21 protein-coding genes and 1 tRNA gene are annotated in these 24,842 nt (G+C 57.7%); 16 read left to right on the top strand and 6 right to left on the bottom strand.

The genetic code is table 11. The features are described 5' to 3' along the window. Positions 1–113 precede the first annotated feature (113 nt). The 4 genes from WH298_RS01350 to WH298_RS01335 all read left to right on the top strand — a co-directional run bounded on the left by WH298_RS01350 (position 114) and on the right by WH298_RS01335 (position 4,663). The gene (locus tag WH298_RS01350; protein ID WP_180822013.1) at positions 114–1,349 is read left to right on the top strand and encodes an MFS transporter; all 1,236 of its coding nucleotides are present in this window, start codon (positions 114–116) and stop codon (positions 1,347–1,349) included. Between the two features lie 16 nt (positions 1,350–1,365). Beyond that, the gene (locus tag WH298_RS01345; RefSeq protein ID WP_180822012.1) at positions 1,366–2,436 is read left to right on the top strand and encodes a TIM barrel protein; all 1,071 of its coding nucleotides are present in this window, start codon (positions 1,366–1,368) and stop codon (positions 2,434–2,436) included. Then, the gene (locus WH298_RS01340; protein WP_180822011.1) at positions 2,433–3,584 is read left to right on the top strand and encodes a Gfo/Idh/MocA family protein; all 1,152 of its coding nucleotides are present in this window, start codon (positions 2,433–2,435) and stop codon (positions 3,582–3,584) included. The genes WH298_RS01345 and WH298_RS01340 overlap by 4 nt, the downstream gene beginning before the upstream one ends. Positions 3,585–3,682: 98 nt before the next feature. Continuing rightward, a complete protein-coding gene (locus WH298_RS01335; protein WP_049852010.1) occupies positions 3,683–4,663 on the top strand; it encodes a LacI family DNA-binding transcriptional regulator in 981 nt (326 codons plus the stop codon). Between the two features lie 6 nt (positions 4,664–4,669). On the opposite strand, the gene WH298_RS01330 is transcribed toward WH298_RS01335, so the two are convergent. Together WH298_RS01330 and WH298_RS01325 are read right to left on the bottom strand one after the other, a co-directional pair. Next, on the bottom strand, positions 4,670–5,518 hold the full coding sequence (locus tag WH298_RS01330) for a sugar phosphate isomerase/epimerase family protein (RefSeq protein ID WP_180822010.1): 849 nt from the start codon (positions 5,516–5,518) through the stop codon (positions 4,670–4,672). A 281-nt stretch (positions 5,519–5,799) separates the two neighbouring features. After that, a tRNA-Ser gene (locus WH298_RS01325) sits at positions 5,800–5,887 on the bottom strand. 244 nt (positions 5,888–6,131) lie between these two features. Between WH298_RS01325 and phoA the strand changes: the two genes are divergently transcribed. Further along, complete coding sequence (gene phoA / locus WH298_RS01320; RefSeq protein WP_180822009.1) at positions 6,132–7,538, top strand: alkaline phosphatase; 1,407 nt, start codon at positions 6,132–6,134, stop codon at positions 7,536–7,538. Between the two features lie 117 nt (positions 7,539–7,655). Here the strand turns inward: phoA and gap are convergent, their stop codons facing one another. From gap to WH298_RS01305, 3 genes are all read right to left on the bottom strand, one after another. Further along, positions 7,656–8,666 carry a type I glyceraldehyde-3-phosphate dehydrogenase gene (gap, locus tag WH298_RS01315; RefSeq protein ID WP_180822008.1) on the bottom strand — a complete coding sequence of 337 codons (1,011 nt, stop codon included), beginning with the start codon at positions 8,664–8,666 and terminating at the stop codon, positions 7,656–7,658. A 78-nt stretch (positions 8,667–8,744) separates the two neighbouring features. Further along, a complete protein-coding gene (locus WH298_RS01310) occupies positions 8,745–9,725 on the bottom strand; it encodes a GlxA family transcriptional regulator (protein ID WP_180822007.1) in 981 nt (326 codons plus the stop codon). A gap of 132 nt (positions 9,726–9,857) precedes the next feature. Beyond that, complete coding sequence (locus WH298_RS01305; RefSeq protein WP_180822006.1) at positions 9,858–11,093, bottom strand: acyl-CoA dehydrogenase family protein; 1,236 nt, start codon at positions 11,091–11,093, stop codon at positions 9,858–9,860. Between the two features lie 303 nt (positions 11,094–11,396). Here WH298_RS01305 and WH298_RS01300 point away from each other — a divergent pair, with 303 nt between their 5' ends. The 6 genes from WH298_RS01300 to WH298_RS01275 all read left to right on the top strand — a co-directional run bounded on the left by WH298_RS01300 (position 11,397) and on the right by WH298_RS01275 (position 19,510). Next, entirely contained in the window at positions 11,397–13,010 is a 1,614-nt protein-coding gene (locus tag WH298_RS01300) for an ABC transporter substrate-binding protein (protein WP_180822005.1), read from the top strand. Beyond that, positions 13,007–14,026: an ABC transporter permease gene (locus tag WH298_RS01295; RefSeq protein WP_180822004.1), complete on the top strand. Its 1,020-nt coding sequence runs from the start codon at positions 13,007–13,009 to the stop codon at positions 14,024–14,026. Before WH298_RS01300 ends, WH298_RS01295 begins: the two co-directional genes overlap by 4 nt. Continuing rightward, complete coding sequence (locus WH298_RS01290) at positions 14,023–14,880, top strand: ABC transporter permease (protein WP_049852025.1); 858 nt, start codon at positions 14,023–14,025, stop codon at positions 14,878–14,880. The genes WH298_RS01295 and WH298_RS01290 overlap by 4 nt, the downstream gene beginning before the upstream one ends. Next, a complete protein-coding gene (locus tag WH298_RS01285) occupies positions 14,880–16,502 on the top strand; it encodes a dipeptide ABC transporter ATP-binding protein (RefSeq protein ID WP_180822003.1) in 1,623 nt (540 codons plus the stop codon). Before WH298_RS01290 ends, WH298_RS01285 begins: the two co-directional genes overlap by 1 nt. 19 nt (positions 16,503–16,521) lie before the next feature. Next, the gene (locus WH298_RS01280; protein ID WP_180822002.1) at positions 16,522–17,901 is read left to right on the top strand and encodes an NtaA/DmoA family FMN-dependent monooxygenase; all 1,380 of its coding nucleotides are present in this window, start codon (positions 16,522–16,524) and stop codon (positions 17,899–17,901) included. A 397-nt stretch (positions 17,902–18,298) separates the two neighbouring features. Continuing rightward, the gene (locus WH298_RS01275) at positions 18,299–19,510 is read left to right on the top strand and encodes a multidrug effflux MFS transporter (RefSeq protein ID WP_180822001.1); all 1,212 of its coding nucleotides are present in this window, start codon (positions 18,299–18,301) and stop codon (positions 19,508–19,510) included. Here the strand turns inward: WH298_RS01275 and WH298_RS01270 are convergent. After that, complete coding sequence (locus tag WH298_RS01270) at positions 19,507–20,550, bottom strand: alpha/beta hydrolase (RefSeq protein ID WP_180822000.1); 1,044 nt, start codon at positions 20,548–20,550, stop codon at positions 19,507–19,509. The two genes, WH298_RS01275 and WH298_RS01270, sit on opposite strands and share 4 nt — an antisense overlap. A gap of 224 nt (positions 20,551–20,774) precedes the next feature. On the opposite strand from WH298_RS01270, the gene WH298_RS01265 reads away from it, so the two are divergent. The 5 genes from WH298_RS01265 to WH298_RS01245 all read left to right on the top strand — a co-directional run bounded on the left by WH298_RS01265 (position 20,775) and on the right by WH298_RS01245 (position 24,804). Further along, positions 20,775–21,464, top strand: a complete 690-nt coding sequence (locus WH298_RS01265; protein ID WP_049852031.1) for a heavy metal response regulator transcription factor — start codon at positions 20,775–20,777, stop codon at positions 21,462–21,464. Further along, the gene (locus tag WH298_RS01260; RefSeq protein ID WP_180821999.1) at positions 21,457–22,911 is read left to right on the top strand and encodes a heavy metal sensor histidine kinase; all 1,455 of its coding nucleotides are present in this window, start codon (positions 21,457–21,459) and stop codon (positions 22,909–22,911) included. Before WH298_RS01265 ends, WH298_RS01260 begins: the two co-directional genes overlap by 8 nt. Before the next feature lie 68 nt (positions 22,912–22,979). Continuing rightward, positions 22,980–23,450 carry a (R)-mandelonitrile lyase gene (locus WH298_RS01255; RefSeq protein WP_180821998.1) on the top strand — a complete coding sequence of 157 codons (471 nt, stop codon included), beginning with the start codon at positions 22,980–22,982 and terminating at the stop codon, positions 23,448–23,450. Continuing rightward, positions 23,428–24,189, top strand: coding sequence for a carboxymuconolactone decarboxylase family protein (locus tag WH298_RS01250; RefSeq protein ID WP_180821997.1), 762 nt, complete (start codon positions 23,428–23,430; stop codon positions 24,187–24,189). The genes WH298_RS01255 and WH298_RS01250 overlap by 23 nt, the downstream gene beginning before the upstream one ends. A gap of 24 nt (positions 24,190–24,213) precedes the next feature. Beyond that, positions 24,214–24,804: a flavodoxin gene (locus WH298_RS01245; RefSeq protein ID WP_049852035.1), complete on the top strand. Its 591-nt coding sequence runs from the start codon at positions 24,214–24,216 to the stop codon at positions 24,802–24,804. Positions 24,805–24,842: the final 38 nt, after the last annotated feature.

The raw sequence follows: 24,842 nt of genomic DNA, 5'->3' as shown, positions 1-24,842 counted from the left end.
TGAGTAAGGGATATGCAAAAGTGTGATCTACCTAAATGTAACCTATAAAGTAATCGATTACATTCGTGCCTTACCTAAATGTAATCGATTACTTTTCTCTGAGAAGGTTCACCATGTCGACATCACAAAGTACCGAAGTTGTTATCGTGCAGCACCGGCTTTTGGTTCCCCGGCTCTCTCTCATGATGTTTATGCAGTTCTTCATCTGGGGCAGTTGGTCAGTCACGCTCGGACTGGTGATGACGCAACACAACATGTCGCTGCTGATCGGCGATGCGTTTTCGGCCGGTCCGATCGCCTCCATCCTCTCACCGTTTGTACTGGGAATGCTGGTGGATAGGTTCTTCCCGTCGCAAAAAGTGATGGCGGTGATGAACCTGGCGGGGGCGGTGATCCTGTGGTTTGTGCCCTCTGCGCTGGCGGCTGAAAACGGTACGCTGCTTATCGCGCTGCTGTTTGGCTACACGCTGTGTTTCATGCCGACCTTAGCGCTGGCCAATAACATCGCCTTCCACAGCCTGAGCAACAGCGATAAAAGTTTTCCGGTGGTCAGGGTATTCGGCACCATCGGCTGGATTGTGGCCGGCATCTTTATTGGTTTCACCGGCATTTCTGCCAGCACCTCGGTCTTTATCGTTGCGGCCATCTGCTCTGTGGCGCTGGCGATTTACAGCCTGACGCTGCCACATACGCCGGCGCCGGCGAAAGGTATGCCATTGAAAGTGCGCGATCTGTTCTGCGCAGATGCCTTCGCGCTGCTAAAAATCCGCCACTTTTTTGTCTTCGCACTCTGCGCCACGCTGATCTCCATTCCGCTCGGCACTTATTACGCCTATACCGCGTCGTGGCTGGCCGATGCCGGTGTAAGCAACGTCAGCACCGCCATGTCGTTTGGTCAGATGTCTGAAATCTTCTTCATGCTGGTGATCCCGCTGCTGTTCCGCCGTCTGGGCGTGAAATACATGCTGCTGGTCGGCATGCTGGCCTGGTTTGTGCGTTACGCGCTGTTCGCCATGGGCATGGGCGACGAGGGCCGTGCGCTGATCTATCTCGGCATTCTGCTGCACGGCGTCTGCTACGACTTCTTCTTCGTGGTGGGCTTCATTTACACCGACCGCATCGCGGGCGAAAAGGTGAAAGGGCAGGCGCAGAGCATGGTGGTGATGTTCACCTACGGCATCGGCATGCTGCTGGGCTCGCAGATTTCCGGCGCGCTGTATAACCGCCTGATCGCCGGCCAGGCCAGCGCAGAAAACTGGGCAACTTTCTGGTGGATCCCCGCCGTTGCGGCGGCGGCGATCGCCATTCTTTTCCTCTTCACCTTTAAATATCGGGATGAAGCGGCTTGATTAACTGGAGGTGTACGTGAAAACGTTAAAAGGACCGGGTATTTTTCTGTCGCAGTTTATCGGACAACATGCGCCGTTTAATTCGCTGCAAGGTCTGGCGCAATGGGCGTCGGCACTGGGTTACAAGGCTTTGCAGATCCCCTGCAATCATCCGGCGATTTTTGACCTGGATCGGGCGGCAACCAGCCAGACCTATTGCGATGAGGTCAGCGGATTGCTGGCAACCTACGATCTTCAGGTGAGTGAGTTATCAACCCATCTTGAAGGGCAGCTGATTGCCGTGCATCCGGCGCATGACGTGGCCTTCGACGGCTTCGCGCCGGCGCAGGTGCGCGGCAATAACGCCAGGCGCACGGCATGGGCGATTGAGACGGTGAAAAAGGCGGCGGCGGCATCAGCGAAACTGGGGCTGCGCGCGCACGCGACCTTTTCGGGTTCGCTTGCCTGGCCCTATCTCTATCCGTGGCCGCCACACAATCCGGCGCTGCTGGAAGAGGCGTTCGCCGAGCTGGCGCGCCGCTGGCTGCCGGTGCTGGACGAGTTTGATCGTCACGGCGTTGACGTCTGTTATGAACTCCATCCGGGCGAAGATCTGCACGATGGCGTGACCTTTGAACGTTTTCTTGCTGGCGTGAATCATCATCCACGCTGCAACATTCTGTTCGATCCCAGCCATCTGCTGCTGCAGCACATTGATTATCTGCAGTTTATTGATATCTACCATCAGCGCATCAAAGCATTCCACGTAAAAGACGCCGAATACCTGACTAACGGGCGCAGCGGCGTGTACGGCGGCTATCAGCGCTGGATCGATCGCGCCGGCCGCTTCCGTTCCCTGGGCGATGGCCAGGTCGATTTCAAAGGGATCTTCAGCAAGCTGGCGCAGTACGATTACGACGGTTGGGCGGTGCTGGAGTGGGAGTGCTGCTTAAAAGAGAGCGAAACCGGCGCGCGTGAAGGCGCCGAATTTATTCAGCGCCACATTATACCGGTGGCCGATCGCGCCTTTGATGATTTTGCCGCGCAGGGCGACCAGCAGGCGAGCGTGCGGGCACAGCTGGGTCTGGAACAGGGGAGTGTTAAATGATCAACGTAGGCATTATCGGCACCGGCTTTATTGGCCCCGCACATATTGAAGCGCTGCGCCGCCTCGGCAATATCAACGTGGTGGCGATATGCGATGCCAGCCAGCGTGGCGCTGCCGCGCGTGCGGCAGAACTCAATGTGCCGCACGCCTACAGTGACGTGGCGACGTTTTTACAGCATGAAGGGCTGCACGCGGTACATAACTGCACACCGAACCATCTGCACGCCGCGATCAACCGGCAGATCATTGGCGCCGGTAAGCATGTGTTCTCGGAAAAGCCGCTGTGCATGACCATGGATGAAGCGCACGAACTGGTGGAACTGGCTGAAAAGGCGGGCGTGGTGCACGGCGTCAGCTTTGTCTACCGCCAGTTTGCCATGGTGCAGCAGGCGGCGAGCATGGTGCGTTATCAACAGCTGGGGCGACTGTTCTCGGCGCAGGGCAGCTATCTGCAGGACTGGATGCTGGAAGAGACCGACTACAACTGGCGAGTGGATGCAGAGAAAGGCGGCGCATCCCGCGCGGTGGCGGATATTGGTTCGCACTGGTGCGATACCATCCAGTTCGTCACCGGACGCAAAATTGTTGAGGTGATGGCCGACTTGTCGATTGTCTGGCCGACGCGCAAGGCCAGCCTTGCCGGTGCTGCCACCTTCGGCGCGCAGGGTGACGAAACGCAATATGAATCGCGCCCGGTGACCACCGAGGACATGGGCTTTGTGCTGTTCCGGTTTGACGACGGTAGCAAAGGCAGTTTCAGCGTGTCGCAGGTGTCCGCCGGGCGTAAAAATCGCCTTAGCCTGGAAGTTAACGGCAGCCTGGGCGCGCTGGCCTGGGATCAGGAAACGCCGCAGCAGCTGTGGCTGGGACATCGCCATAAGGCTAACCAGCTGTTGTCGGACGATCCCGCGCTGATGAATCCGGATGTGGCGGGCCGGGCGCGTTTTCCCGGCGGACACATTGAAGGCTGGCCGGATGCGTTCCGCGCGATGATGCAGCAGTTTTATCAGGCGGTGGAGCAGGGCAAACCGCCCGCAACCCAGGCGGCTGGGTTTGCCACCTTCCACGATGGGGCGCAGGTGATGGCGATTGTTGATGCCATTGTGCAGAGCCATCAGCAGCAGCGCTGGGTGCGCGTCAGCGCCTGACGCTTAGCCCGAACGGCAGCGCGCTGGTCGGGCTAACTTATTGTTCACGCAGATTTATGGTAGCCTGCGTGTCATCTGATTTCGTATGAGTTGCTGCCATGTCCATTCAAAAAATCGCTCGTCTGGCGGGCGTTTCCGTCGCCACGGTGTCACGCGTGTTGAATAACAGCGACACGGTTAAAGACAAAAATCGCGAGAAAGTGCTGCAGGCGATTAAAGAGAGCAACTACCAGCCCAATCTGCTGGCGCGCCAGCTGCGTACCGCCCGCAGCTCGATGATTCTGGTGATGGTCTCCGACATCTCGAACCCGTTTTGTGCCGAGGTGGTGAAAGGTATCGAAGAAGAGGCGGAGAAGAACGGCTACCGCATTCTGCTGTGCAACTCCGGCTCGGATATCGAGCGCTCGCGTTCCAGCCTGCAACTGCTCTCCGGCAAAATGGTCGATGGCATCATCACCATGGACGCCTTCAGTAAATTACCGGAATTGAGTCACCTGATTGCCAGCACGCCGTGGGTGCAGTGCGCCGAATATGCCGATGCCGGAGAGATCTCCTGCGTGGGTATTAACGACAGCGATGCGTCGCAGGAGGTGGTGCGCTATCTGGCGGATAAAGGGCGAAAACGTATTGCGTTGATCAATCACGATCTCAGCTATAAATATGCCCGCCTGCGCCAGCAGGGATATCTGCAGCAGCTGGAACAGCATCAGCTGGCGTGGCAGGCAATCGGTTATGCCAGCGAGCTGAGCTTCAACGCCGGTAAACACGCCATGATGGCACTGCTAGCCGGTGAGGAACGCCCGGATGCGGTGTTTGCGGTGTCAGACACGCTGGCGGCTGGGGCGATGGCGGCGATTCAGGCGGCAGGACTCAGCGTGCCTGAGGATATTGCCGTGGCTGGTTTCGACGGTACCGAACTGGCCGAGATGGTCACGCCGCCGCTGACCACGCTGGCGCAGCCTTCACGCGACATTGGCCGCCAGGCCTGCAGGCTGGTGCTGCACAAAATTGACCAACCAGATTCCGCACCGGAACGGGTGATTATGCAGGGGCACCTGATTGAGCGTGCCAGTGCCTAAAATAGCTTAGTGCGGCAGCGTTTGCAGCGCTATGCGCAGGTTGCGCAGCGAGGTGGTGATTATGCTCCACGCATCCTTGGGTTTGTCATGTTCGATGATGAACCATTTCACCCCGCTAGCCTTTGCCGCAGGCAGAATTGCTGACCAGTCCAGCAGACCTTCACCCAGTGGCGCGAAGTTCATTTCATCATCACGGATACCGATCGAGGCATTGTCCTTGGCGTGGATGGCGTAAATCCGGCCCGGATATGCCCGCAGAAAACGCACCGGATCCTGACCACCGCGCGATACCCAGGCGGCATCCATCTCCAGCTTCAGGTTGTCACGCGAGGTGTGATTCAGGATGATTTCCAGCGCGGTTATGCCAGCATACTTTTTCATCTCAAAGTTGTGATTGTGATAGCCCAACTGTATGCCGTCGTGGCGCAATCTGGCGCCCATTGCGTCCAGGCGCTGGGCATAATCTATCCAGCCTTGTGTGCTGTCTGGGCGATCTTCCGGTTCAATCCACGGCACGATGATGGTGCGGTTGCCGACCGATTTATTAAAGGCAACGGTCTGCGCATAATCGTTTTCCAGGGCAGCGAGCTGAACGTGCGATGACGTGACGGTGAGGTGATTTTCCTCCAGCAAGGCGCTGAGTTGTTTAGCGCTCAGGTCATGGGTGCCGACGATTTCGACATGTTTAAAGCCAGCTTCATGCGCCATCGCAAACTGCTTCTCGGCCGGACCAACGTTGCGCAGGGTATACATCTGCAGGGCAATTTCGTTATCCACCTCAGCGGCCGCTGCAGAAAACGAGCAGAGCGCAGCGGACGCCACCAGGCAACTACTGATGAGTAATCGGGCTAACATAGTCTCTCCATAAGTTAAAAGTAATCGATTACAAAGCTACAATAGAAAGTAATCGATTACTTTTAAATCGTCCTGAGTTTTTGCAGAAATGTGATGGAGTTCAAATCAGCCTGATTGTGACGACATGGCGTTGTGAAAGAGTGTAACTGATTCAATTTTAACGATTGATAAGGGAGAGAATTCGCTGAAAAGGATGGCTTAAGTACGCCCAGCTTCAACGGTTTTGAAGAGAATAGGCAAAAAAAAAGTCTGAACATAAGTTCAGACTCTTCTTTAGAATGTGGCGGTGAGAGGGGGATTCGAACCCCCGATACGTTGCCGTATACACACTTTCCAGGCGTGCTCCTTCAGCCACTCGGACACCTCACCACATTTTTTTGCCAACCGCGCTGGGTCAACGGGGCGCTACTATAGGGAGATCGCTGAAAAGGGTCAAGCGCTATTTTCTCCTTTTGTTCTATCCGCTTAAGCTCTGAGCGGATTGCCTTTACCCTGCTCAGAATGTCGATTCTGTCATCAAACTATTCCTTTTCCGTCACAAAAATGTCACCGCATTGTCGCAGACTTGTCTGCGGAAACATTTGGTTATATCTATGGATAAGGATGCTTATAAATGAAACACATACCTCTCTTTACGGTTACGCTGCTGGCTTCTCTGGTCGCGACGTCAGCAGTGGCAGAAGAGTCCAATTATTCACGCGCCGCCACCGGTGATGTGACCGAACACGGCGGGGCGCGTCGTCTTACCGGCGATCAAACCGAGGCGCTGAAAGCCTCATTAATCAATAGCACCGCGAAAAACGTGATTTTGCTGATTGGTGACGGCATGGGCGATTCGGAAATCACTGCGGCACGCAACCAGGCGCGCGGCGCTGGCGGTTTCTTCCCCGGCCTGGATGCATTGCCGCTCACCGGCCAATACACCCATTACTCGCTGGATAAGAAAACCCACAAACCCAATTACGTGACGGATTCAGCTGCGTCGGCCACCGCGTGGGCTACCGGCACCAAATCCTACAACGGTGCGATTGGCGTCGATGTTAATGGCAAAGATCAGGTGACGATTCTTGAGTTGGCGAAAGCCGCCGGTAAAGCCACCGGCAACGTCTCGACCGCTGAACTGCAAGATGCCACGCCAGCTGCGTTAATGGCGCATGTCACCTCGCGCAAATGCTACGGCCCGGAGAAAACCAGCGAGCTTTGCCCGGGCAACGCGCTGGAGCAGGGTGGTAAAGGATCGATTACTGAACAGATGCTGAAAACCCGCCCAGATGTCACGCTGGGCGGCGGTGCGAAATCCTTTAGCGAAACCGCGAAAGCCGGCGAATATCAGGGTAAAACCCTGCGTGAACAGGCGCAGGCGCTGGGCTATCAGTGGATTGATAATCTGCAGGACATGAATGCCATTCAACAGGCCGATCAGAGTAAACCGGTTTTGGGTCTGTTCGCCGATGGCAACATGCCGGTGCGCTGGCAGGGACCAAAGGCCAGCTATCACGGCAACATCGATAAACCGGTGGTGACCTGCGAGGTGAACAAAGATCGTCCGGCTTCCGTGCCGACGCTGGCGCAGATGACCAAAAAAGCCATCAATCTGCTGAGCACTAACGACAAAGGTTTCTTCCTGCAGGTGGAAGGTGCATCGATTGATAAGCAGGATCACGCGGCCAATCCGTGCGGTCAGATTGGTGAAACCGTCGATCTGGATGAAGCGGTGCAGGAAGCGCTGGCGTTTGCGCGCGAGCACGGCGATACGCTGGTGGTGGTGACCGCCGATCACGCCCACAGCAGCCAGATCGTGGAAAACGGCACCAAAGCACCGGGCCTGACGCAAGCGGTGAATACCAAAGATGGCGCGGTGATGACCATCAGCTACGGCAATTCAGAAGAGGATTCGCAGGAGCACACCGGAACGCAGGTGCGCATCGCAGCGTACGGTCCGCATGCGGCGAACGTGGTGGGATTAACCGATCAGACCGATCTGTTCTTTACCCTGAAGGACGCAATGGGACTTAAGTAACAGCTCAACGATTCAATAACCGCACATTCCGTAGCGGCGCGATTCATCGCGCAATAAATTGCGCCGCTACAATGTGTGCTTTCGCTGGCATAGACTGCGCGAAAGACGAACCTAAAATCACAATCCACGTTTTGCCATCAGGCGCGCTAAATCCACCAGACGATTAGAGAAGCCCCATTCGTTATCGTACCAGGCAAGGATCTTCACCAGATTGCCGCCAATCACCAGCGTGGAGAGTCCGTCGATAATCGATGAACGGGCATCGCCCTGATAATCGCTCGAAACCAGCGGTTCATCGCTGTAGCCCAAAATCCCTTGCAACGGGCCTTCCGCTGCCGCGGCTTTAAAGGCGTTATTCACCTCTTCTGCAGTGACATCGCGTTTCAGCGTCACGGTTAAATCAACAATCGAAACCACCGGCACCGGCACGCGCAGCGAATAGCCAGTCAATCGACCATCCAGCTCAGGAATCACCCGTCCCAGCGCCTTCGCTGCACCGCTAGAGTAGGGCACAATCGACAGCGCCGCCGCCCGCGCACCGCGCAGATCTTTCTCTGGCTGATCGTGCAGCACCTGGCTGTTGGTGTAGGCATGGGTGGTGTTCATTAACCCGTGCTCGATACCAAATGCCTGATGCAGCACCGCCGCCGCCGGCGCCAGGCCGTTAGTGGTACAGCTGCCGTTACTCACCACAAAGTGCTGCTGCGGATCGTAGCGTTGATCGTTAACGCCCAGCACAATCGTCAGATCGTCATTTTTACCGGGCGCGGAGATAATCACGCGTTTGGCGCCGCCGCTGGTGATATGCAAGGCGGCTTTGTCGCGCTCGGTAAAGAAGCCGGTGGCTTCAATCACGATATCGACGCCGACATCCTGCCAGCGAATATTGGCCGGATCGCGCTCGCTGAAGACGCGCACAGATTTGCCATCAATACGCAGTTCGCCTTCACCCGCTTCTACTTCAGCGGGCAAGCGGCCGAGCAGCGAGTCGTGTTTCAGCAGATGGGCGAGGGTTTTGCTGTCAGTGAGATCGTTAATGGCGACGATTTCAATATCGTCGCTGCCGAGTGCTGCGCGAAAAACGTTACGTCCGATACGGCCAAAGCCGTTAATGCCGATCTTAGTCATGATTGACTCCTTTTCCGAAGATGCTGGAGTCACTCTAGGCCGATGGCGCGTTGGCGTAAACGCCAAATAACGATCACTTTACGCCAACTTTTTGCAGTGAAAGCGCTGGCGATATTCGCCTGGCGTGAGATGCAGCTGACGTTCAAAGCAGCGACGTAGATTGATGCTGCTGCCAAAGCCGGTCGCCAGCGCGATGCGTTCAAGCGTGTCATGAGTTTGTTCTAAACGCTCACGCGCGGCGGCGAGACGCGCTTCTGTCACATAGCGCGCGGGCGGTGCGCCGGTTTCGCGGGTGAAAACGCGGGTGAAATTACGCGGACTCATGGCGACGCGCTCTGCCAGCTTCTCCACCGCCAGGTCCTCGGCGAGGTTGGCGCGGATCCAGCGTTGCAGTTCACTGATTGGGCCGATGCCGCTCGGCGATTGCAGATGGAAGCGGCTGAACTGCATCTGCCCGCCGGGACGGCGCAGATACATCACCATGTCCTGCGCAATATTGCGCGCTACGCTGAAGCCGCAATCCGCTTCCACCAGCGCCAGCGTCAGGTCAAAGCCCGAGCTGACGCCGCCGGAGGTCCAGATCGGACCATCCTGAATATACAGCGGACCGCCCTCCACCTGGATCTGCGGAAAACGCGCTTGCAGGGTATCAAGCAGGCGCCAGTGCGTGGTGGCGCGGCGACCCTCCAGCAGGCCCGCTTCGGCCAGCAGCATCGCGCCGCCGCACACCGAAACCACGCGGCGCGCCTGCGGTGCCGCCAGCTTAACGAAATCGACCACCATATTGCCCTCTTCAGCGCTGTCGCCGCGTCCGGTGATCATAATGGTGTCCCAGGCGGTGCGCGGATCAACGTCCGCCAGTTTTAGGTCGGCTAACAGATTGAGGCCGGATTGACCGTGGATCACCTGATGCGATTGGGTGGTGGCGAGGCTAACGCGATAGCGTGGTTGATCGACGCCCGCCGGTAAATGCTGATTGGCTCGCATCAGAATATCGGCGATGCCCGCCGCTTCGAACAGCATGCCGCCGTCGGGCACAATAATCAGAAAGGTTTTCATGGCGTAAAAAAGACACTTTAACGAAATAAGCCAAAGTGTCGCATGAAGTCAATCTTTTGCACAATCTGTAGCGGCGCAATTTATTGCGCAATAAATTGCGCCGCTACGGGATGATGAGGTTATCAATATCGATTAGACAGCGGAATTATCCGCCACACCAATCCGCCACTGCTCCGGCGGTAGAGTGCCATTCACCGCAAAATCCCCGACGATGCGATCTTTGTAAATACGTGGATTGTGTGACGAAAGGGTACGTGCATTGCGCCAGAAGCGATCCAGTGCCAGCGGTTTCAGCGTCGCGGATGCGCCTAATGCATCGAACAGCGTCGAGCTGGCATTAAGCAGCAGATCGCTCACCACATTGAGCGACTGCGAGACTTCCAGCTCGGCAATCGCCACCGCCTGGTTTTCCTGTTCCTGATCGCCGCTCAGGTGCGCATCAAACGCGCGTTGCACCGCGCTGGCGGCGTGCAGCACTATCGCGCCGCTGCTGTAGGCCGCACCGCGCAGGCGTCCAACCACCTGTAAAACCTGCGCATCCTGAGCGGCGCGCGGCGCATTACCGTTACTGTAAGTGCGCGTGCGCGCAGCCACCTGCTGCGCCACTTCGCCGCTCTGCGCGCGGCCAATGCCGGCCAGCGTTGCCAGATGGATCAGCTGGTAGAACGCCGGTGAATAGCGGAAATGCACCTCTTCGTTGAGGTCATCGGCGCCGATGGCCACCTTGTCGAAAATCGCCGTGCCGCTGGCGGTCAGCGTCTGGCCAAAGCCATTCCAGTCATCCAGCACCGTCACGCCAGGCGCGTTGCGCGCAACGGTTACCGACACGCCTTTGCCATTTTCATCGGTGATGCCAACGTCGATCCAGTCCGCATACAGCGAACCGGTGGTGTAAAATTTCCGGCCGTTTAGCTGCCAACGGTCGTCGTGGCGCTCGATGCGCGTAGAGAATTCAGACTGGCGCGCATCGCCGGTTTCGCTCCACGCCGGGCCGACAATTTCGCCACGTCCCAGTCGTGTCAGCCACGTCTCCCGATAGCTCCTGCTGGCGCTATTCAGCACATTTTCGACAAAGCCGAGATGACCGCGAATCGACTGCACCAGATTGGAATCCGCCTCGCCGAGTTCAATCAGCAGATTAAACAGTTCCGGCAGCGTGGCGCCAAGTCCACCGGCGCTCTCCGGCACCCGCAGCGCGGTGAAGCCACTCTGCTTTAGCCAGGCGATCTGCTCCAGCGGCAGTTGACGCTGCAGTTCACGCTCAATCGCGCCTGCACGGATTTTCTCAAACAGCGGACGGAAGCGCTCCGCCAGCTGTTCATAACGGGATGACGGACCCGCCCCCCAACCTGATTCGATTTGCGACATGACGCGGCTCTCCAGCAAAGAAATTTGCCTTCACTATGTCATCGCCGTCGGGCGCTAAATAATGCTTTTTCTCACTAAGCTATTTCACTGGCTAGCTATCAAAACGCTATTTCACTATGTGGAACAATAAATCCGCTTTCGCATATTCACTGCCGATATTGTTATTTGCCGTGCTGATTATCTGTGCTCTATTCAAACGCTATTCCAAAAAACACCCATTAAATTTCCAGATAATATCATTTCACGCGGAATAGGTCCGCGGGGAAAGTGATGATTGGCTTGCATTAGGGAAACGGTAGCAAAATGATCTCAAAGCCCATTCAGCGATTAATCATTCCAATAATGGCGGCACTCAGCGGTGCGGTGCTGCTGCATAACGCCAACGCCGCGACCTCGGCACCGACCAGCAGCGACGGTACATTAGTCTATCTGCACGAGCAGGAGCCGCCTTGCTTGTGGGGCGGATGGGTGCAGCAAGCGTATTTGTCGCGTCAGGTATTTGATTATTTAGTCAGTTATGACAACGGACAAATTCGGCCGTGGCTGGCTTCCAACTGGAGTGAATCCGCCGATCGTAAAACTATTACTTTTCATTTACGTCATGACGTGAAATTTACCGATGGCGATATATTTAATGCCGATGCGGTGATAGCGAATTATCCAGCGTGGCAAAAAGGAATTGGCTGGCACGGATTCACTTATATGACCGGATTTACCAAAGTCGATGATTATACCGTGGCGCTGCATTTATCTGAGCCCAATCCGGAAATATATAATGTGCTGGCAAATGGTCATTATGGTTTTCAATCGCCAGATTCGCTGGCGCATAACAGCAGCGAACAGAAGTGTTTACGCCCGGTGGGCACCGGCCCCTGGAAAGTGGCGCGCTGGGTACGCGGCGAGGGTATCAGCTTTGTGCGCAACGATGATTATCGCTGGGCGCCGCCGAATGCGCACCACAACGGCCCGGCCTATATCAAACATCTGGAGTGGAAATTTGTGCCGGATGCCACCACGCGCTGGGGCGCGCTGGTCAGCGGCGGTGCGGATGTAATCTATCAGCCGCCGTCGGCGCAGTGGCAGGCACTGCAGCGCCAATATCAAACCCTGTCGTATGTCGCCACCGGGCGGCCGCAGGCCTTCTCCTTTAATGTGCAGCGCGGTCCGTTCACCGATCGGCGCGTGCGTCAGGCATTTGCCTACGCGCTGGACCGCAAGCAGATCGTCAAAACCGTATTTAAAGGCGCGGTGCCGTATGAGGGCAACGGCTCGCTGAGTAAAAGCACGCCGCTCTATCTGAATGTTGACGATCGCTACTCGCTGAACATCGCTAAAGCCAATCAGCTGCTGGATCAAGCGGGCTGGACCGGGCGCGATGCCGCCGGTTATCGCACCAAAGACGGTCAAACGCTGGATGCCCGTTTGCCATTTATCCAGGCGATTATCGATCAGGAGGGCGCGCTGATGCTGCAGGCGGTGCAGGATCAGGTCAAGCGCGTCGGCATCAAGCTGGATCTGATTCCGCTGACGCAAACCGAAGGCTTTGCCGGTGCGCGTTCGCGTCCGGCGGATAAGGAAATCAGCTTTGGCTACTGGGTGTGGCCATCGCCCAATATCCTCGACATCGTCTACAACCATGCGCTGAACGGCGCGTTCAACGGCAATAACACCAGCTTTTTCAACAATCCCGAGGTGGAAGCGCAAATCCTTGATGCGCAGCGCGAGCCCAATCCCCAGCTGCGCCAGCAGAAGTTCGACGTGCTGCAAAAGTGGTTTGACGATCAGGCGATTGCCATCGGCGGCTACAACTTCACCTACAACGTCGCCATCGCCCATAACATCCGCGGGCTTTGGCAGGATCAGGGCAACGGATTGCTGAACTTTAACGATGCGTACTTCGTGCAGGAGAAGCCATGAGTGAATTAACGTCCGCGCCGCAGAGCAGCGCTAGCCGGGTTGAGGATCGGGCCGCAGCGCGCAGCCGCAGCGTGACACTGTTGCGCAGCGTAAGCGTGCGCATCGCCTCGGCGCTGTTTGTATTGTGGGGCACCATCACCGTGACCTTTTTGGTGCTGTCGGTGCTACCGGGCGATCGCGCCACCATCCTGCTGAATATCACCTCCGGGCAGGTGATTGAACGCACCCCGGCGGAGCTGGCGCCCATCAACGCGCAGTACGGTTTCGATAAGCCGATCGCTGAGCAGTATCTGCACTATTTCTGGCAGCTGCTGCACGCCGATTTTGGTTTCTCATTCGAGTTGCAGCGCCCGGTGGTGTACATCATCGCCGAGCAGCTGCTGCCGACCTTTACGCTGGCGATAGCCGCGCTGCTGCTGGCATGGATGATCGCCATTCCGTGGACGCTGCTTACCGCCGGGCGCCATCGTCGTCTGGCGGCGTTTGGCTCGGCGCTGGAAACCATCATGGCCGGATTGCCGCAGTACTGGATTGGCATCCTGCTGCTGATTGTCTTCGCCATCGGGTTACGCTGGTTCCCGGTGGTGGGCGGCACCAGCCTGCTGGGTACGGTGCTTCCGGCGATCACGCTGGCGATTCCATTGGCGGGCTTTCTTGGTCACGCGATTCGCGACGAGTTTGAGCGCAGCATGCAGCAACCGTTTGTGCTGTCGGCGCGGGCGCGCGGCATGAGCCTGGCGGGCGTGCGATGGCGTCACGTGTTGCGCCACGCGCTGATTCCCGCCATCACCTTAAGCGGCTGGGCGATTGGCAACCTGCTGTCGGGTGCGGTGCTGGTAGAAGCGGTGTTTGCCCGCCCGGGACTCGGCAACGTGCTGGTTAATGCGGTCAGTAACAAGGACTTCGCGCTGGTCTCCGGCATCGTGATTCTTATCAGTTTCCTCTACATCGTGATTAACCTGGTGGTTGACCTGATTTACCTGCTCGTCGATCCCCGTCTGCGAGGTCGTGTATGACGACTCATCTCACCGCATATGCTGGCGCGCAGACACAACGCGCCCGCTGGCAACTGCCGCTTTCGGTGCTGCTTTCCGCCGTTGTGGCGCTGTTCTTTATTCTCGCAGCGGCGGTGCCCGGCGTGTTGGCGACGCACGATCCGTTCGCCACCGATCTCTATCGAGCGCTGCAAGCGCCTTCGTGGACCAACTGGCTCGGCACCGATGATATTGGCCGCGATCTGTATAGCCGCATTATCTGGGGCACGCGCCAGTCGTTGCTGATTGGTATCGGCGCCATGGCCATCGCGCTGTTCGGCGCCATTGTGTTGGGCTTCAGCGCCGCGCTCGGTCCGCGCTGGCTGGCCGAGCCGGTGAATCGCCTGCTGGAGATTTTGCTGGCGTTTCCCACGCTGCTGCTGGCGCTGCTGTTTGTCGCTTTGCTGGGGCCGTCCGCCAGCAGTTTGCTGATCTCGGTGGGCATTGGCACCGCGCCGGGCTATGCGCGTTTAGTGCGGGCGCAGGCGCTGCAGGTGAAGCAATCCGGCTACGTCGAAGCGGCGCGTGCGCTTGGTCATCCGTGGCATCGGCTGTTTCTCCAGCACATCGCGCCCAACGTGTTCCGACCGCTGTTCTCGCTGGTGGCGCTGGGCATCGGACAATCGGTGGTGTGGGCATCCGGCTTGTCGTTTCTCGGTTTAGGCGTGGTGCCGCCGTCGCCGGAGTGGGGCGCGCTGCTCGAAGCCGGAAAAATTAATGTCACCGTGGCGTGGTGGCTGGAAGTGTTGCCGGGCATTGCGATTGTGCTGGTGGCGCTGTCGTTTACGCAAATTGGCCGCTACATCCAGCAGCGAGCTGAAGGAGAGAAGCGCTAATGAGCCATAACGTGATTGAAGTCCGTGATCTGAATATCTGGGCGCGCGCTGAGAACAGCGCGCCGCGCCATATTGTGAAGAACGTTAGCTTTGCGCTGCAACGGGGCCAATGTCTGGCGCTGGTCGGTGAATCAGGTTCAGGAAAAAGCGTCACGGCGCGCGCGCTGGTGGGATTAGCGGGCGATCAGCTGCAGGTGCAGGCCGACACGCTGAACCTCAATGGTGAGACGCTACTTGGGCGCAGCGACGGCTGGTGGCGACGCGTGCGCGGCAGCAAAGTCGGTTTTATTTTGCAGGATGCGCTGGTGTCACTCGATCCGCTGCGGCCGGTGGGTAAAGAGATTGCCGAAGCGCTGGCGCTGCACGGCTGGGGTAACGCCGCCAGCCGTCAGCAGAAAGTGCACGCGCTGCTGGAAGAGGTCGGCGTGCCGCAGGCGGCGTATCGCGCCAGCCAGCGACCGGGCGAGTTGTCGGGCGGCCTGCGCCAGCGCGCGCTGATCGCCTCGGCGATTGCGTTGCATCCGCAGGTCCTAATCGCCGATGAACCAACTACCGCGCTGGATGTGACGGTGCAAGCGCAGGTGCTGGAGGTGCTGCGGCAGATGCTGGATCGCGGCACCAGCGTGATTCTGATCAGTCACGATCTGGCGGTGGTGGCAAAAGTCGCCGATCAGATTCTGGTGATGCAGGGCGGTGCGATTGTGGAAGCGGGCGCCGCGCAGCAGGTGCTGCAGCAGCCGCAACATCCGTATACCCAGGGTTTGATCAACGCCATTCCCAGCGAGCACACCAAAGGGCAGCGCCTTTCCGGCAGCGCCCCCGGCGCACCGGCGCCAGTGGTGGCGAAATCGGCGGAAGTGCTGCTGGAAGCGCGCCATATCGTGAAGCGTTTTCGCGGGCACAGCGCGGTAGCCGATGTTTCGTTTACGCTGCGACGCGGCGAAACGCTGGGCGTTGTGGGTGAATCGGGTTCTGGCAAAACCACCTTGTCACGCATCGCACTGGCGCTGGAAACGCCGGACAGCGGCGAGGTGCGGTTTGCTGGCCAGCCGTGGAGCCACGCGTCCGCCGCCGCTCAGCGTGCGATTCGCCGCCAGATTGCCGTGGTGTATCAGGATCCGCTGTCATCTTTCGACCCGCGCTGGCGGGTAGCCGACATCCTGCTGGACGCGATTGCCTTAGATCAGCATCCGGCAACGCACGCCCCGCGTGACCGCGCCATCAGCCTGCTGCAATCAGTTGGACTCGGCGCGGAACATCTTAACCAATGGCCGGCGCGCATGTCGGGCGGCCAGCGTCAGCGCGTGGCGATTGCCCGCGCCATCGCCACCCATCCGCAGGTCATCGTGCTGGATGAGGCGGTCTCGGCGTTGGACGTCACCATTCAGGCGCAGATTCTTGATCTGCTTAGCGATCTGCAGGCGCAGCTTGGCGTCAGCTATCTGTTTATCTCGCACGACCTCGGCGTCATTCATCACATGAGCGATCGCGTGCTGGTGATGCAAAACGGCCTGGCCGTCGAGCAGGGCGCCGCCGATGAGGTGTTCTATCGCCCGCGCCATCCCTATACCCAGAAGTTACTTGCCTTGCTGCCACGTCTGGCCGCGCGGGAAGTCGCCTAACTTTGCTATTGGAGCGAACATGTCACGCGAACTGATTTATAACGGATTTTTGCACCTCACGCCCAATCACCACAGCCACGGCTACTGGCGCACGCCGGAAGGCCAGGTGCAGTACGGGTACAACCAGCTTGATGCCTACGTGAAGACGGTGAAAACCCTGGAGAAAGGGCTGTTTGATACCTTGTTCATTGCCGATGTGGTGGGGGTGTATGACATCGAGTATGGCGATGGCAAAACCACCATCAGCGCTGGCACGCAGTTCCCCGAACCCGATCCAATCACCATCCTCTCAGCGCTGGGGCTGGCCACGGAGAACCTGGGACTGGTGGTGACCAGCAACGTGATTCAGGCGCATCCGTTCTCGTTTGCGCGCCAGATCTCCTCGCTGGATGAGTTTACCCGCGGGCGTATTGGCTGGAATATCGTCACTTCGTATCTCTCCAACGGCTTCCGCAACTACGGCTATCAAGACATTGTGTCGCACGACGAGCGCTACGAGTGGGCGCAAGAGTATCTGGATGTGGCGTACAAACTGTGGGAGCTGTCGTGGGAAGAGGGCGCGGTGCTGCACGATCCCGCCACTAATCGCTTTTTCGATGCCGATAAGATTCACAAAATTAACCACGTCGGTAAGCGCTATCGCGTGGAGGGGCCGCATATTGTTGAGCCGTCGCCGCAGCGCAGCCCGGTGTTCTTCCAGGCCGGCAACTCCGACGCTGGACGCCGCTTTGCCGCACGCAATGCCGAAGTTACTTTCCTGCCGTCACAAACGCCGGATACCGCGCGCAAAGATATCGCCATCCTGAATCAGGATGTGGTGGATTACGGTCGCCAACCGGAAGATTTGAAAAAGCTGGTGATGCTGTCAACCGTAATCGGATCCACCGAGGAGGAGGCGAAGCGCAAGCAGCAATATCTGTTCGACAACATCGATATCAACGCGCTGCAAGGGTTCTACAGCGGCGGTTCCGGCATCGATCTGGCCAATATCGATCCCGACACGCCGCTGACTGAGCTCAGCCGTCGCGAGGCGTTCAGCCAGCATATGCGCTCGAAATTCCGTATCGCGGTAGATGCGGATTACGGCCAGGGCCGCGTACTGACGTGGCGTGAATACCTGATCCAACACGCGTTGCTGCCGGGCCGTTTTGCCGGTACGCCCGAGCAGATTGCCGATCGCGTGCAGCAATTTGCGGATGCCGGTGTTGATGGCTTTAACGTGGTACCCGTCACCACGCTCGGCTGGTGGGATGAGTGGGTCGAGCATGTGGTGCCGGTGCTGCAGAAGCGCGGTCTGGCGCAGACGGCGTATAAGCCAGGCACGCTGCGCGAGAAGATTTTCGGCAAAGAGAGCCGGCTGCCCGCGTCGCATCCGCAAAGGAAGTTGACGTTGGGTTGAGTGGTGGCTTTAGTCAAAATGTGCTGGCTGTCCCCTCCTGTCCGTGCTGGCTGTCCCCCTCCTCGGTCCTCCCCCACAAGTGGGGGAGGAAGATGCTGCTATATGTGAGTTCTGTAGCTGCACGTGGCTGCGTCTCCTTCCCCCAGTTGTGGGGGAGTAAGATGCTGCTATATGTGAGTTCTGTAGCTGCACGTGGCTGCGTCTCCTTCCCCCACCTGTGGGGGAAGGCCGGGATGGGGGACAGCCAGTACGGACCGAGGAGGGGGACAGCAGCACTATCCATTTATGGCGACCGCTAATTAATGAATCCTACTCATAGAGTCAATCCTCTTTCAGGCCATTATCTTCACTATCCCATCCGCTACTATGGGCGAATTCGATCTCTCTGGAATTCAACATGGATCACGCCTCAACGCGTTCGCAATCCTTCACCGTCAAATCAAGCGGTTTGCCCTTTATCCTCATTCTCAGTGCGTTGATGGCGATCACCTCGTTATCCACCGATATCTATCTGCCCGCCATGCCGCTGATGGCGCAAGAGCTGCACGGCGACGCTGAGCTGACCATTACCGGATTTCTCATCGGCTTCTGTATTGCCCAGCTCATCTGGGGACCGCTCAGCGACCATTTTGGCCGCAAAGTGCCGCTGTTTATCGGGTTGGTGCTATTTGTGATGGGTTCTGTCGGCTGCGCACTCTCCAGCGACATCACGCAGATTGTGTTCTGGCGGGTGTTTCAGGCGCTGGGTGCCTGTACCGGGCCGATGCTGGCACGCGCGATGATCCGCGATCTCTTTGCCCGCACCCGCGCTGCGCAGATGCTTTCCACGCTGATGGTGGTGATGGCGATTGCACCGATTGCCGGGCCGCTGCTGGGCGGGCAGATGATCAAAGTCACCTCGTGGCACACGATTTTTTGGCTGCTGGCGGCCATCGGCTGCGTCATGTTGATACTGATGTGCTGGTTGCCCGAAACCTTACCGGCGGACAAGCGGATAAAGGCGTCGCTCACCGGGGCGTTTAGCAACTATCTTGCCCTGCTGAAAAACCGCCATTTCATGCGCTTTACGCTGTGCGTGGCGTTCTACTACGTGGCGGCTTACGCCTTTATTACCGGCTCGCCGTTTGTCTACATCACCTATTTCGGCATTGATGCGCAGCATTATGGCTGGCTGTTCGCGCTGAATGTGGTGGGGTTAATGGCGGTAAGCATGGTGAACCGACGTTTGGTGCACCGCTATCCGCTGGAATCCCTGCTCAAAATGGCGGTGACCACCGCCACCCTCGCTGCGTTAATTTTGGCGCTGAGCGCCAAACTGGACTTCGGCGGCATCCTGATGATTATTCTGCCGGTGTTTGTGTTCTTCTCGATGAACGGCATTATCGCGGCAACTTCCACGGCGGCCGCCATGGATACCGTGCCCAATATGGCGGGTTCCGCCTCAGCGCTCATCGGCTCGCTGCAATACGGCAGCGGCATTATCTCGTCGTTGCTGCTGGCGCTACTCAGCGATGGCACGCCCTGGACCATGGCGTGGATTATCGCGCTGTTTACCGTGGCAAGCGCGGTGATGGCGCTCAGCGCCGCCACGGTAAAATCTCACGGTTAAATGTTTTGGTCGAAGAACGGATCGAGTTGGCCCATCGCCTGATCGACATAACGCGGTACCCAATACGTCTCGATATGCGTTGCGCCTTCAATCAGATACAGCTTTTTGTTGGTGGTGCCGGTGGCTTTGCTAAACGCACTTTGCGTCATGTACAGCGAATCAGCTTTGCTGCCCGCCATCATCAGCAACGGCTGATTAATCAGGTCCATGTTGCTTTGAGCGTCGAAGCGCATCAATTCCAGCAGGCTGCTGGTGGTGTAGCGGAAGGTTGAATTCGGATGTGCATGGGTTTTCCAGTAGTACTCGTAGCCCTGGCGATAGAGATCGAACGGCAGTTTAGCGATCTGCTCATCTGTCAGATTGGCATCGCCGGAGTAGGTGACTTCACCGGTGGTGGCTTCTTTGCTGCGTGCCTCGGTTGCTGCCCGCAGGCGATCCTGAATCGTCGCGAGCTGTGAATCCTGATAGCCGTTACGCCGCACCTGGCCGGAATCAAACATGCTCAGGGTGGCCAACGCTTTAAAACGTTTATCGGTCTGCGCGGCTTTGAGGGCATAGCCGCCGCCACCGCAGATACCCAGTAAACCGATGCGTTTCGCATCCACGCCGGGATAGCGACTCAGGTAATCCGCCATGCCGTGAATATCTTCGATACGGTTAGCCGGTTTATCTACGCTGCGCGGCATGCCGCCACTGGCACCTTGATAGGCGGCATCGGCGGTGATGGTGATGTAACCGTGCTCGGCAAGACGCTGCGCGTAGAGGCCGGCAACTTGCTCTTTCACACCGCCGTTAGGATGAGCGACCACGATGGCCGGATAGTGTTTCGCCGGGTCGAAATTGGCGGGTGTATAGACGTTGGCAGCGATTTGCAGCCCGTGCAGATCATACTTCACCGGATGGATGTTGACCTTGCCCGCCACGTTTTGCGTGATGGCGCCGTGATAAACCAGGGTGAAAGGGTTCTGTGGGTCGTTAGCGCCCTGTGCACTTACGGACATTGCCGCGATCAGCAAGGCATGGATAGCAGTGAGTTTCATCTTCGCTCCCGGAGAAAAGTCGCGGCCTGCAAAGTGGGCTCGCGAGAGTGATATCGTCGGGTGAGCTTAAGGCGCCCAGGCTGTCAGCATCATGACCAGAAGATAACAACCCTGTCAGTTTCACCGGTGCGTTGGCTGACAGCGTTGTCAGCAAATTGTCAGGTTACTGTTGGTAAGCTGCCGGCAAAATACCGTTCAAAGGTTTATATAAGGAAGCCTCCGCGATGCGCATATTGTTGGTTGAAGACGAAGAGAAGACCTCCACTTACCTGAGCCGGGCGTTGGGTGAATCGGGTTTTACCGTTGATGTCTCAGCCGACGGCGCAGAGGGCCTGCACTTTGCGCTGGAGTTCGATTATGACGCGGTGATTCTTGATGTGATGCTGCCGGGCATCGACGGTTACCGCGTGCTTGAAGGGATTCGTAGCAGCAAACAGACGCCGGTGCTGATGCTCTCGGCGCGCGGCTCGGTGGATGAGCGGGTAAAAGGGCTGCGGCTGGGGGCGGATGATTATCTGCCCAAACCCTTTTCGCTGATTGAGCTGGTGGCGCGCATTCAGGCGCTGGTGCGCCGTCGCAGCAGCGATGGCGCCGACATCACGCAACTGCAAATCCATGACCTGCATCTCGATCTGCTGGCCCGGCGAGTGTTTCGCCACGGCAATCGGCTTGAGCTGACGGCTAAAGAGTTCGCGCTGCTCAGCCTGCTGGCGCGGCATCAGGGGGAAATATTGTCGAAAATGATGATCGCCGAGCAGGTGTGGGACATGAATTTCGACAGCGATGCCAATGTGGTGGAGGTGGCCATTAAGCGGTTACGCGCCAAAATTGATGCACCTTTTACTATTAAGCTGCTGCACACCGTGCGCGGCATGGGTTACGTGCTGGAAGTGCGGGAGCCTCACCATGATTAAACGTTCCATTTCCGTACGTCTCGCACTGATGTTCGTGCTGAGTATTGTGTTGATCGTGTCGACCATCGGCTTGCTGCTGCGCGCTTCACTGCATGACTCATTGCAAAAGCAGATGCATAACGAACTGCTGTTTCGTGAATCCTTAATGAGTCCGTGGATCACGGCGCGCACCTCAGACGATGGCTGGGCGACGTTGGCCCGAAAATTTACCGATTTAACCAGCGCCGAAGGCGAACGCGTGCGTTACTGGATTTTGAGCGATGATGCGCGTTTTAGCCTCGGCGGCGCGCCGCCGTTGGGCGTGAATTGGGCTTCCTTGCAGGAAGGGTTTAATAAAGTGCCAGGCGCAACGGATGCCGCCTGCTCACTGTTCCTGCTGGTCAAAACCCTTGCGGCTCGCGGTGAGCGACCCGCGTTGCGCTACGTGGTGGCCATCGACTCAACGCCTTACATGGGTACGCTTGATGCTTTCACGCGTACCTTGCTGATCGTTTCGTCCATCGGCGTATTTATCGTGGCGCTACTGGGCTATGCCGTATCCCGTATTGGTTTGCGTCCGGTTGGTGCACTGAGCCAGCAGGCGCATCAGCTGGCACCGGGCGATCATACGCAGCGACTGGATACCGCCAGGTTACCGGATGAGCTGCAGCCGCTGGCTGCCGCCTTTAATGGTGTGCTAGAGCGCCAGGCGATTGCCTGGCGCCAGCTGGAGAGTTTCAATGCTGATGTGGCACATGAATTGCGCACGCCGCTCACCAATTTGATTGGTCAGACGCAGCTCGGGCTAGCGCGCCGACGCTCGCCGGCGGAGTTGGAGGATCTACTTGGCTCCAACCTCGAAGAGCTGGAACGCATGACCTCTATCGTCAACGACATGCTATTCCTGTCGCATGCGCATGCCGGGGAACACGCCTCACAGCTGACGCGCGTTTCCCTGCGCGCAGAGACAGTGAAAACCGCCGAATATGTTGAACCCTCCTTCGCCGAAAAACAGTTGAAATTGCACATCGAAGGCGACGTGTGGGTGCATATCGACCGCCGCTTATTCCACCGTTCGCTGGCGAACCTGCTGGAGAACAGTGCGCGACATGCGGCACCGCACAGCACCATTAACGTTAACTTCAGTGAAAACGCCGGTCAGGCGGTGGTTGCGGTCACCAATCCCGGCGCCGCCATCGCGCCCGAACATCTGCATCGACTGTTTGAACGTTTTTATCGGGTTGACTCTGCGCGCGCCAAAAGTACCACCCATCACGGGCTGGGGTTATCGATTGTGCGCGCGGTCGCCATCATGCATCGCGGTGATGTGTTCGCGCGCAGTGAAGATGGAATGAATACCTTTGGGCTGACCTTTGCCTTAACGCCTGAGCGTAAGCCGCTGTCAGCTGCCGCTCGCGATGTCGCAGCGATCAAAACTGACAGCATTGTCAGCAACCCGTCAGCATGACGACATCTGCGCCTCGTTAGAATCGATGCCTCGCGGCATCCACGTTCAATAAATAAAGGACGCATTGCATGACAGCAAAATCGGGCTTTCTGGGGCTATTACTGCCCCTTGCATTCTCATCTTTTGCTGCCGAGCCGGTAGTAAAGATTACACCGGCCGGCAGCCAAGCGGCGCTTTCGGGTCCGGCGCAACATTTTACCGGCCAGGTACGCGTTGATCCGCTGTTTGTGGCGGATGACCAGATCAATGCTTCGGCTGCTTATGTCACCTTCGAACCGGGTGCGCGATCGGCCTGGCATACCCATCCCGCCGGTCAGCGCCTGATTGTCACCTCGGGCGTAGGGTTAACCCAGCAGGAGGGGCAGCCGGTGCGCACTATTCGCGTTGGCGATGTGGTGTCGTGCCCGCCAGGCGTCAAGCACTGGCACGGCGCGAGTGCCAACAGTGCCATGACGCACCTCGCGGTGACCGGCAGAGTGGATGGCAAAAGTGTGAGCTGGCTGGAGAAAGTGACTGATGAACAATACCGTGCCGATTAAGTCCTTCACCTTCGCCATACTCATGCTTTTTGCCGGTAACCTGACAACCTATGCTGCAACTCACCAGGGAGTAACACCTGCAATGAACGAGTCATCGAATCAGCCCGAAACCCTCTCCGCACGACAACAAGCCATTCCTCTGATGGCGGTATTTATGGCAACCAGCAATATGGAAAAACTCGATGCCGCGCTGAATCAGGGGCTGGATGCTGGCTTGACGGTCAGTGAAGCCAAAGAAATTCTGGTGCAGCTGTATGCCTATACCGGATTTCCGCGCAGTCTCAATGCGCTGAGCGCGTTGATGAAAGTGACAAAAGCGCGTAAGCAGCGCGGCATTAGGGATGAACCGGGTAAAGAGCCGGTGCAGCCCATTCCGGTGGGGGATGCGCTGCGTCAGCTAGGCACCGCTAACCAAACCAAAATTTCTGGCGCGCCAGTGCAAGGTCCGCTGTTTGATTTTGCGCCGGTGATCAACCAGTTCCTGCAAAGTCATCTATTTGGCGATATTTTTGCCCGTGACAACCTTGACTGGCAAAGCCGCGAACTGGCGACGGTAGGTGCCTTAGCCGCCACGCCGGGTATTGAAGCGCAGCTGCTATCGCATACCCGTGCCAGTTTGCGAGTAGGGCTAACGCGTGGGCAGCTGCAGCATCTGGCGCAAATTTTACGTGCCAGCGGGGAAGAGCAGGCCGCTGCGCGCGCGGAAGCCGCACTGCGCGCGGCACAAGATACGCCATAAATTTCATGTCAGAGGAGCGAAGTCATGTCAGATGCGCATGATGCTAACCGCAGAGTGCTACTCAGCGCGCTGGCGGGCGCGGCGTTTTCCGCTGCCGTGCTTAAGCCGGCGTTGGCTAACACCGTGCCCGGGCAAAATAACCGCGCGACGCTGGTGGCGTATTTCTCCCGCAGTGGCAACACGCGGGTACTGGCAGGTGTTATTCATCGTCAACTCAAAAGCGATATTTTTGCCATTGAACCGGCAGTGGCCTATCCCGAGGACTATTTTCAAACGGTTGAGCTGGCGAAAAATCAGCGCGATCGGCAGGTGAAACCGGCGTTAAAAAACCGCGTTGCGGACTTTGATCGCTACCACACGATTTACCTGGGCTTTCCGATTTGGGGCACCACGGTGCCGCCGGTGGTGCAATCGTTTCTCAGCAGCCATGATTGCCGTAATAAACGCATCATTCCGTTTATTACCCACGGTGGTTACGGCATCGGCGACAGTGAAGCGATTCTCGCTACGCTGGCTGCGGCGGCGCAACGAGAAAAACCGCTGGTGCTGGAGTGCGATCAGGAGAGAAGAACCACCGAGACCGTCACCCATTGGTTAGCGACGGTTGGCAGCTAATACACAAACATAAAAGAGGGACAGCGTGTGAAGAGAAC

Source organism: Pantoea nemavictus (assembly GCF_037479095.1).
GTDB lineage: Bacteria > Pseudomonadota > Gammaproteobacteria > Enterobacterales > Enterobacteriaceae > Pantoea > Pantoea nemavictus.
Note: the sequence above shows the minus strand (reverse complement) of the source record. Positions and strands in the feature narration are given on the sequence as shown.

What these genes read in the sequence shown, in the direction of transcription:
- WH298_RS01275 (WP_180822001.1), top strand. Translation starts at nt 18,299, where the DNA reads ATGGATCACGCCTCAACGCGTTCGCAATCCTTCACCGTCAAATCAAGC.
- WH298_RS01290 (WP_049852025.1), top strand. Translation starts at nt 14,023, where the DNA reads ATGACGACTCATCTCACCGCATATGCTGGCGCGCAGACACAACGCGCC.
- WH298_RS01295 (WP_180822004.1), top strand. Translation starts at nt 13,007, where the DNA reads ATGAGTGAATTAACGTCCGCGCCGCAGAGCAGCGCTAGCCGGGTTGAG.
- WH298_RS01300 (WP_180822005.1), top strand. Translation starts at nt 11,397, where the DNA reads ATGATCTCAAAGCCCATTCAGCGATTAATCATTCCAATAATGGCGGCA.
- WH298_RS01260 (WP_180821999.1), top strand. Translation starts at nt 21,457, where the DNA reads ATGATTAAACGTTCCATTTCCGTACGTCTCGCACTGATGTTCGTGCTG.
- WH298_RS01265 (WP_049852031.1), top strand. Translation starts at nt 20,775, where the DNA reads ATGCGCATATTGTTGGTTGAAGACGAAGAGAAGACCTCCACTTACCTG.
- WH298_RS01305 (WP_180822006.1), bottom strand. Translation starts at nt 11,093, where the DNA reads ATGTCGCAAATCGAATCAGGTTGGGGGGCGGGTCCGTCATCCCGTTAT.
- WH298_RS01350 (WP_180822013.1), top strand. Translation starts at nt 114, where the DNA reads ATGTCGACATCACAAAGTACCGAAGTTGTTATCGTGCAGCACCGGCTT.
- WH298_RS01245 (WP_049852035.1), top strand. Translation starts at nt 24,214, where the DNA reads ATGTCAGATGCGCATGATGCTAACCGCAGAGTGCTACTCAGCGCGCTG.
- WH298_RS01310 (WP_180822007.1), bottom strand. Translation starts at nt 9,725, where the DNA reads ATGAAAACCTTTCTGATTATTGTGCCCGACGGCGGCATGCTGTTCGAA.
- gap (WP_180822008.1), bottom strand. Translation starts at nt 8,666, where the DNA reads ATGACTAAGATCGGCATTAACGGCTTTGGCCGTATCGGACGTAACGTT.
- WH298_RS01330 (WP_180822010.1), bottom strand. Translation starts at nt 5,518, where the DNA reads ATGTTAGCCCGATTACTCATCAGTAGTTGCCTGGTGGCGTCCGCTGCG.
- WH298_RS01270 (WP_180822000.1), bottom strand. Translation starts at nt 20,550, where the DNA reads ATGAAACTCACTGCTATCCATGCCTTGCTGATCGCGGCAATGTCCGTA.
- WH298_RS01280 (WP_180822002.1), top strand. Translation starts at nt 16,522, where the DNA reads ATGTCACGCGAACTGATTTATAACGGATTTTTGCACCTCACGCCCAAT.
- WH298_RS01335 (WP_049852010.1), top strand. Translation starts at nt 3,683, where the DNA reads ATGTCCATTCAAAAAATCGCTCGTCTGGCGGGCGTTTCCGTCGCCACG.
- WH298_RS01340 (WP_180822011.1), top strand. Translation starts at nt 2,433, where the DNA reads ATGATCAACGTAGGCATTATCGGCACCGGCTTTATTGGCCCCGCACAT.
- WH298_RS01255 (WP_180821998.1), top strand. Translation starts at nt 22,980, where the DNA reads ATGACAGCAAAATCGGGCTTTCTGGGGCTATTACTGCCCCTTGCATTC.
- phoA (WP_180822009.1), top strand. Translation starts at nt 6,132, where the DNA reads ATGAAACACATACCTCTCTTTACGGTTACGCTGCTGGCTTCTCTGGTC.
- WH298_RS01250 (WP_180821997.1), top strand. Translation starts at nt 23,428, where the DNA reads ATGAACAATACCGTGCCGATTAAGTCCTTCACCTTCGCCATACTCATG.
- WH298_RS01285 (WP_180822003.1), top strand. Translation starts at nt 14,880, where the DNA reads ATGAGCCATAACGTGATTGAAGTCCGTGATCTGAATATCTGGGCGCGC.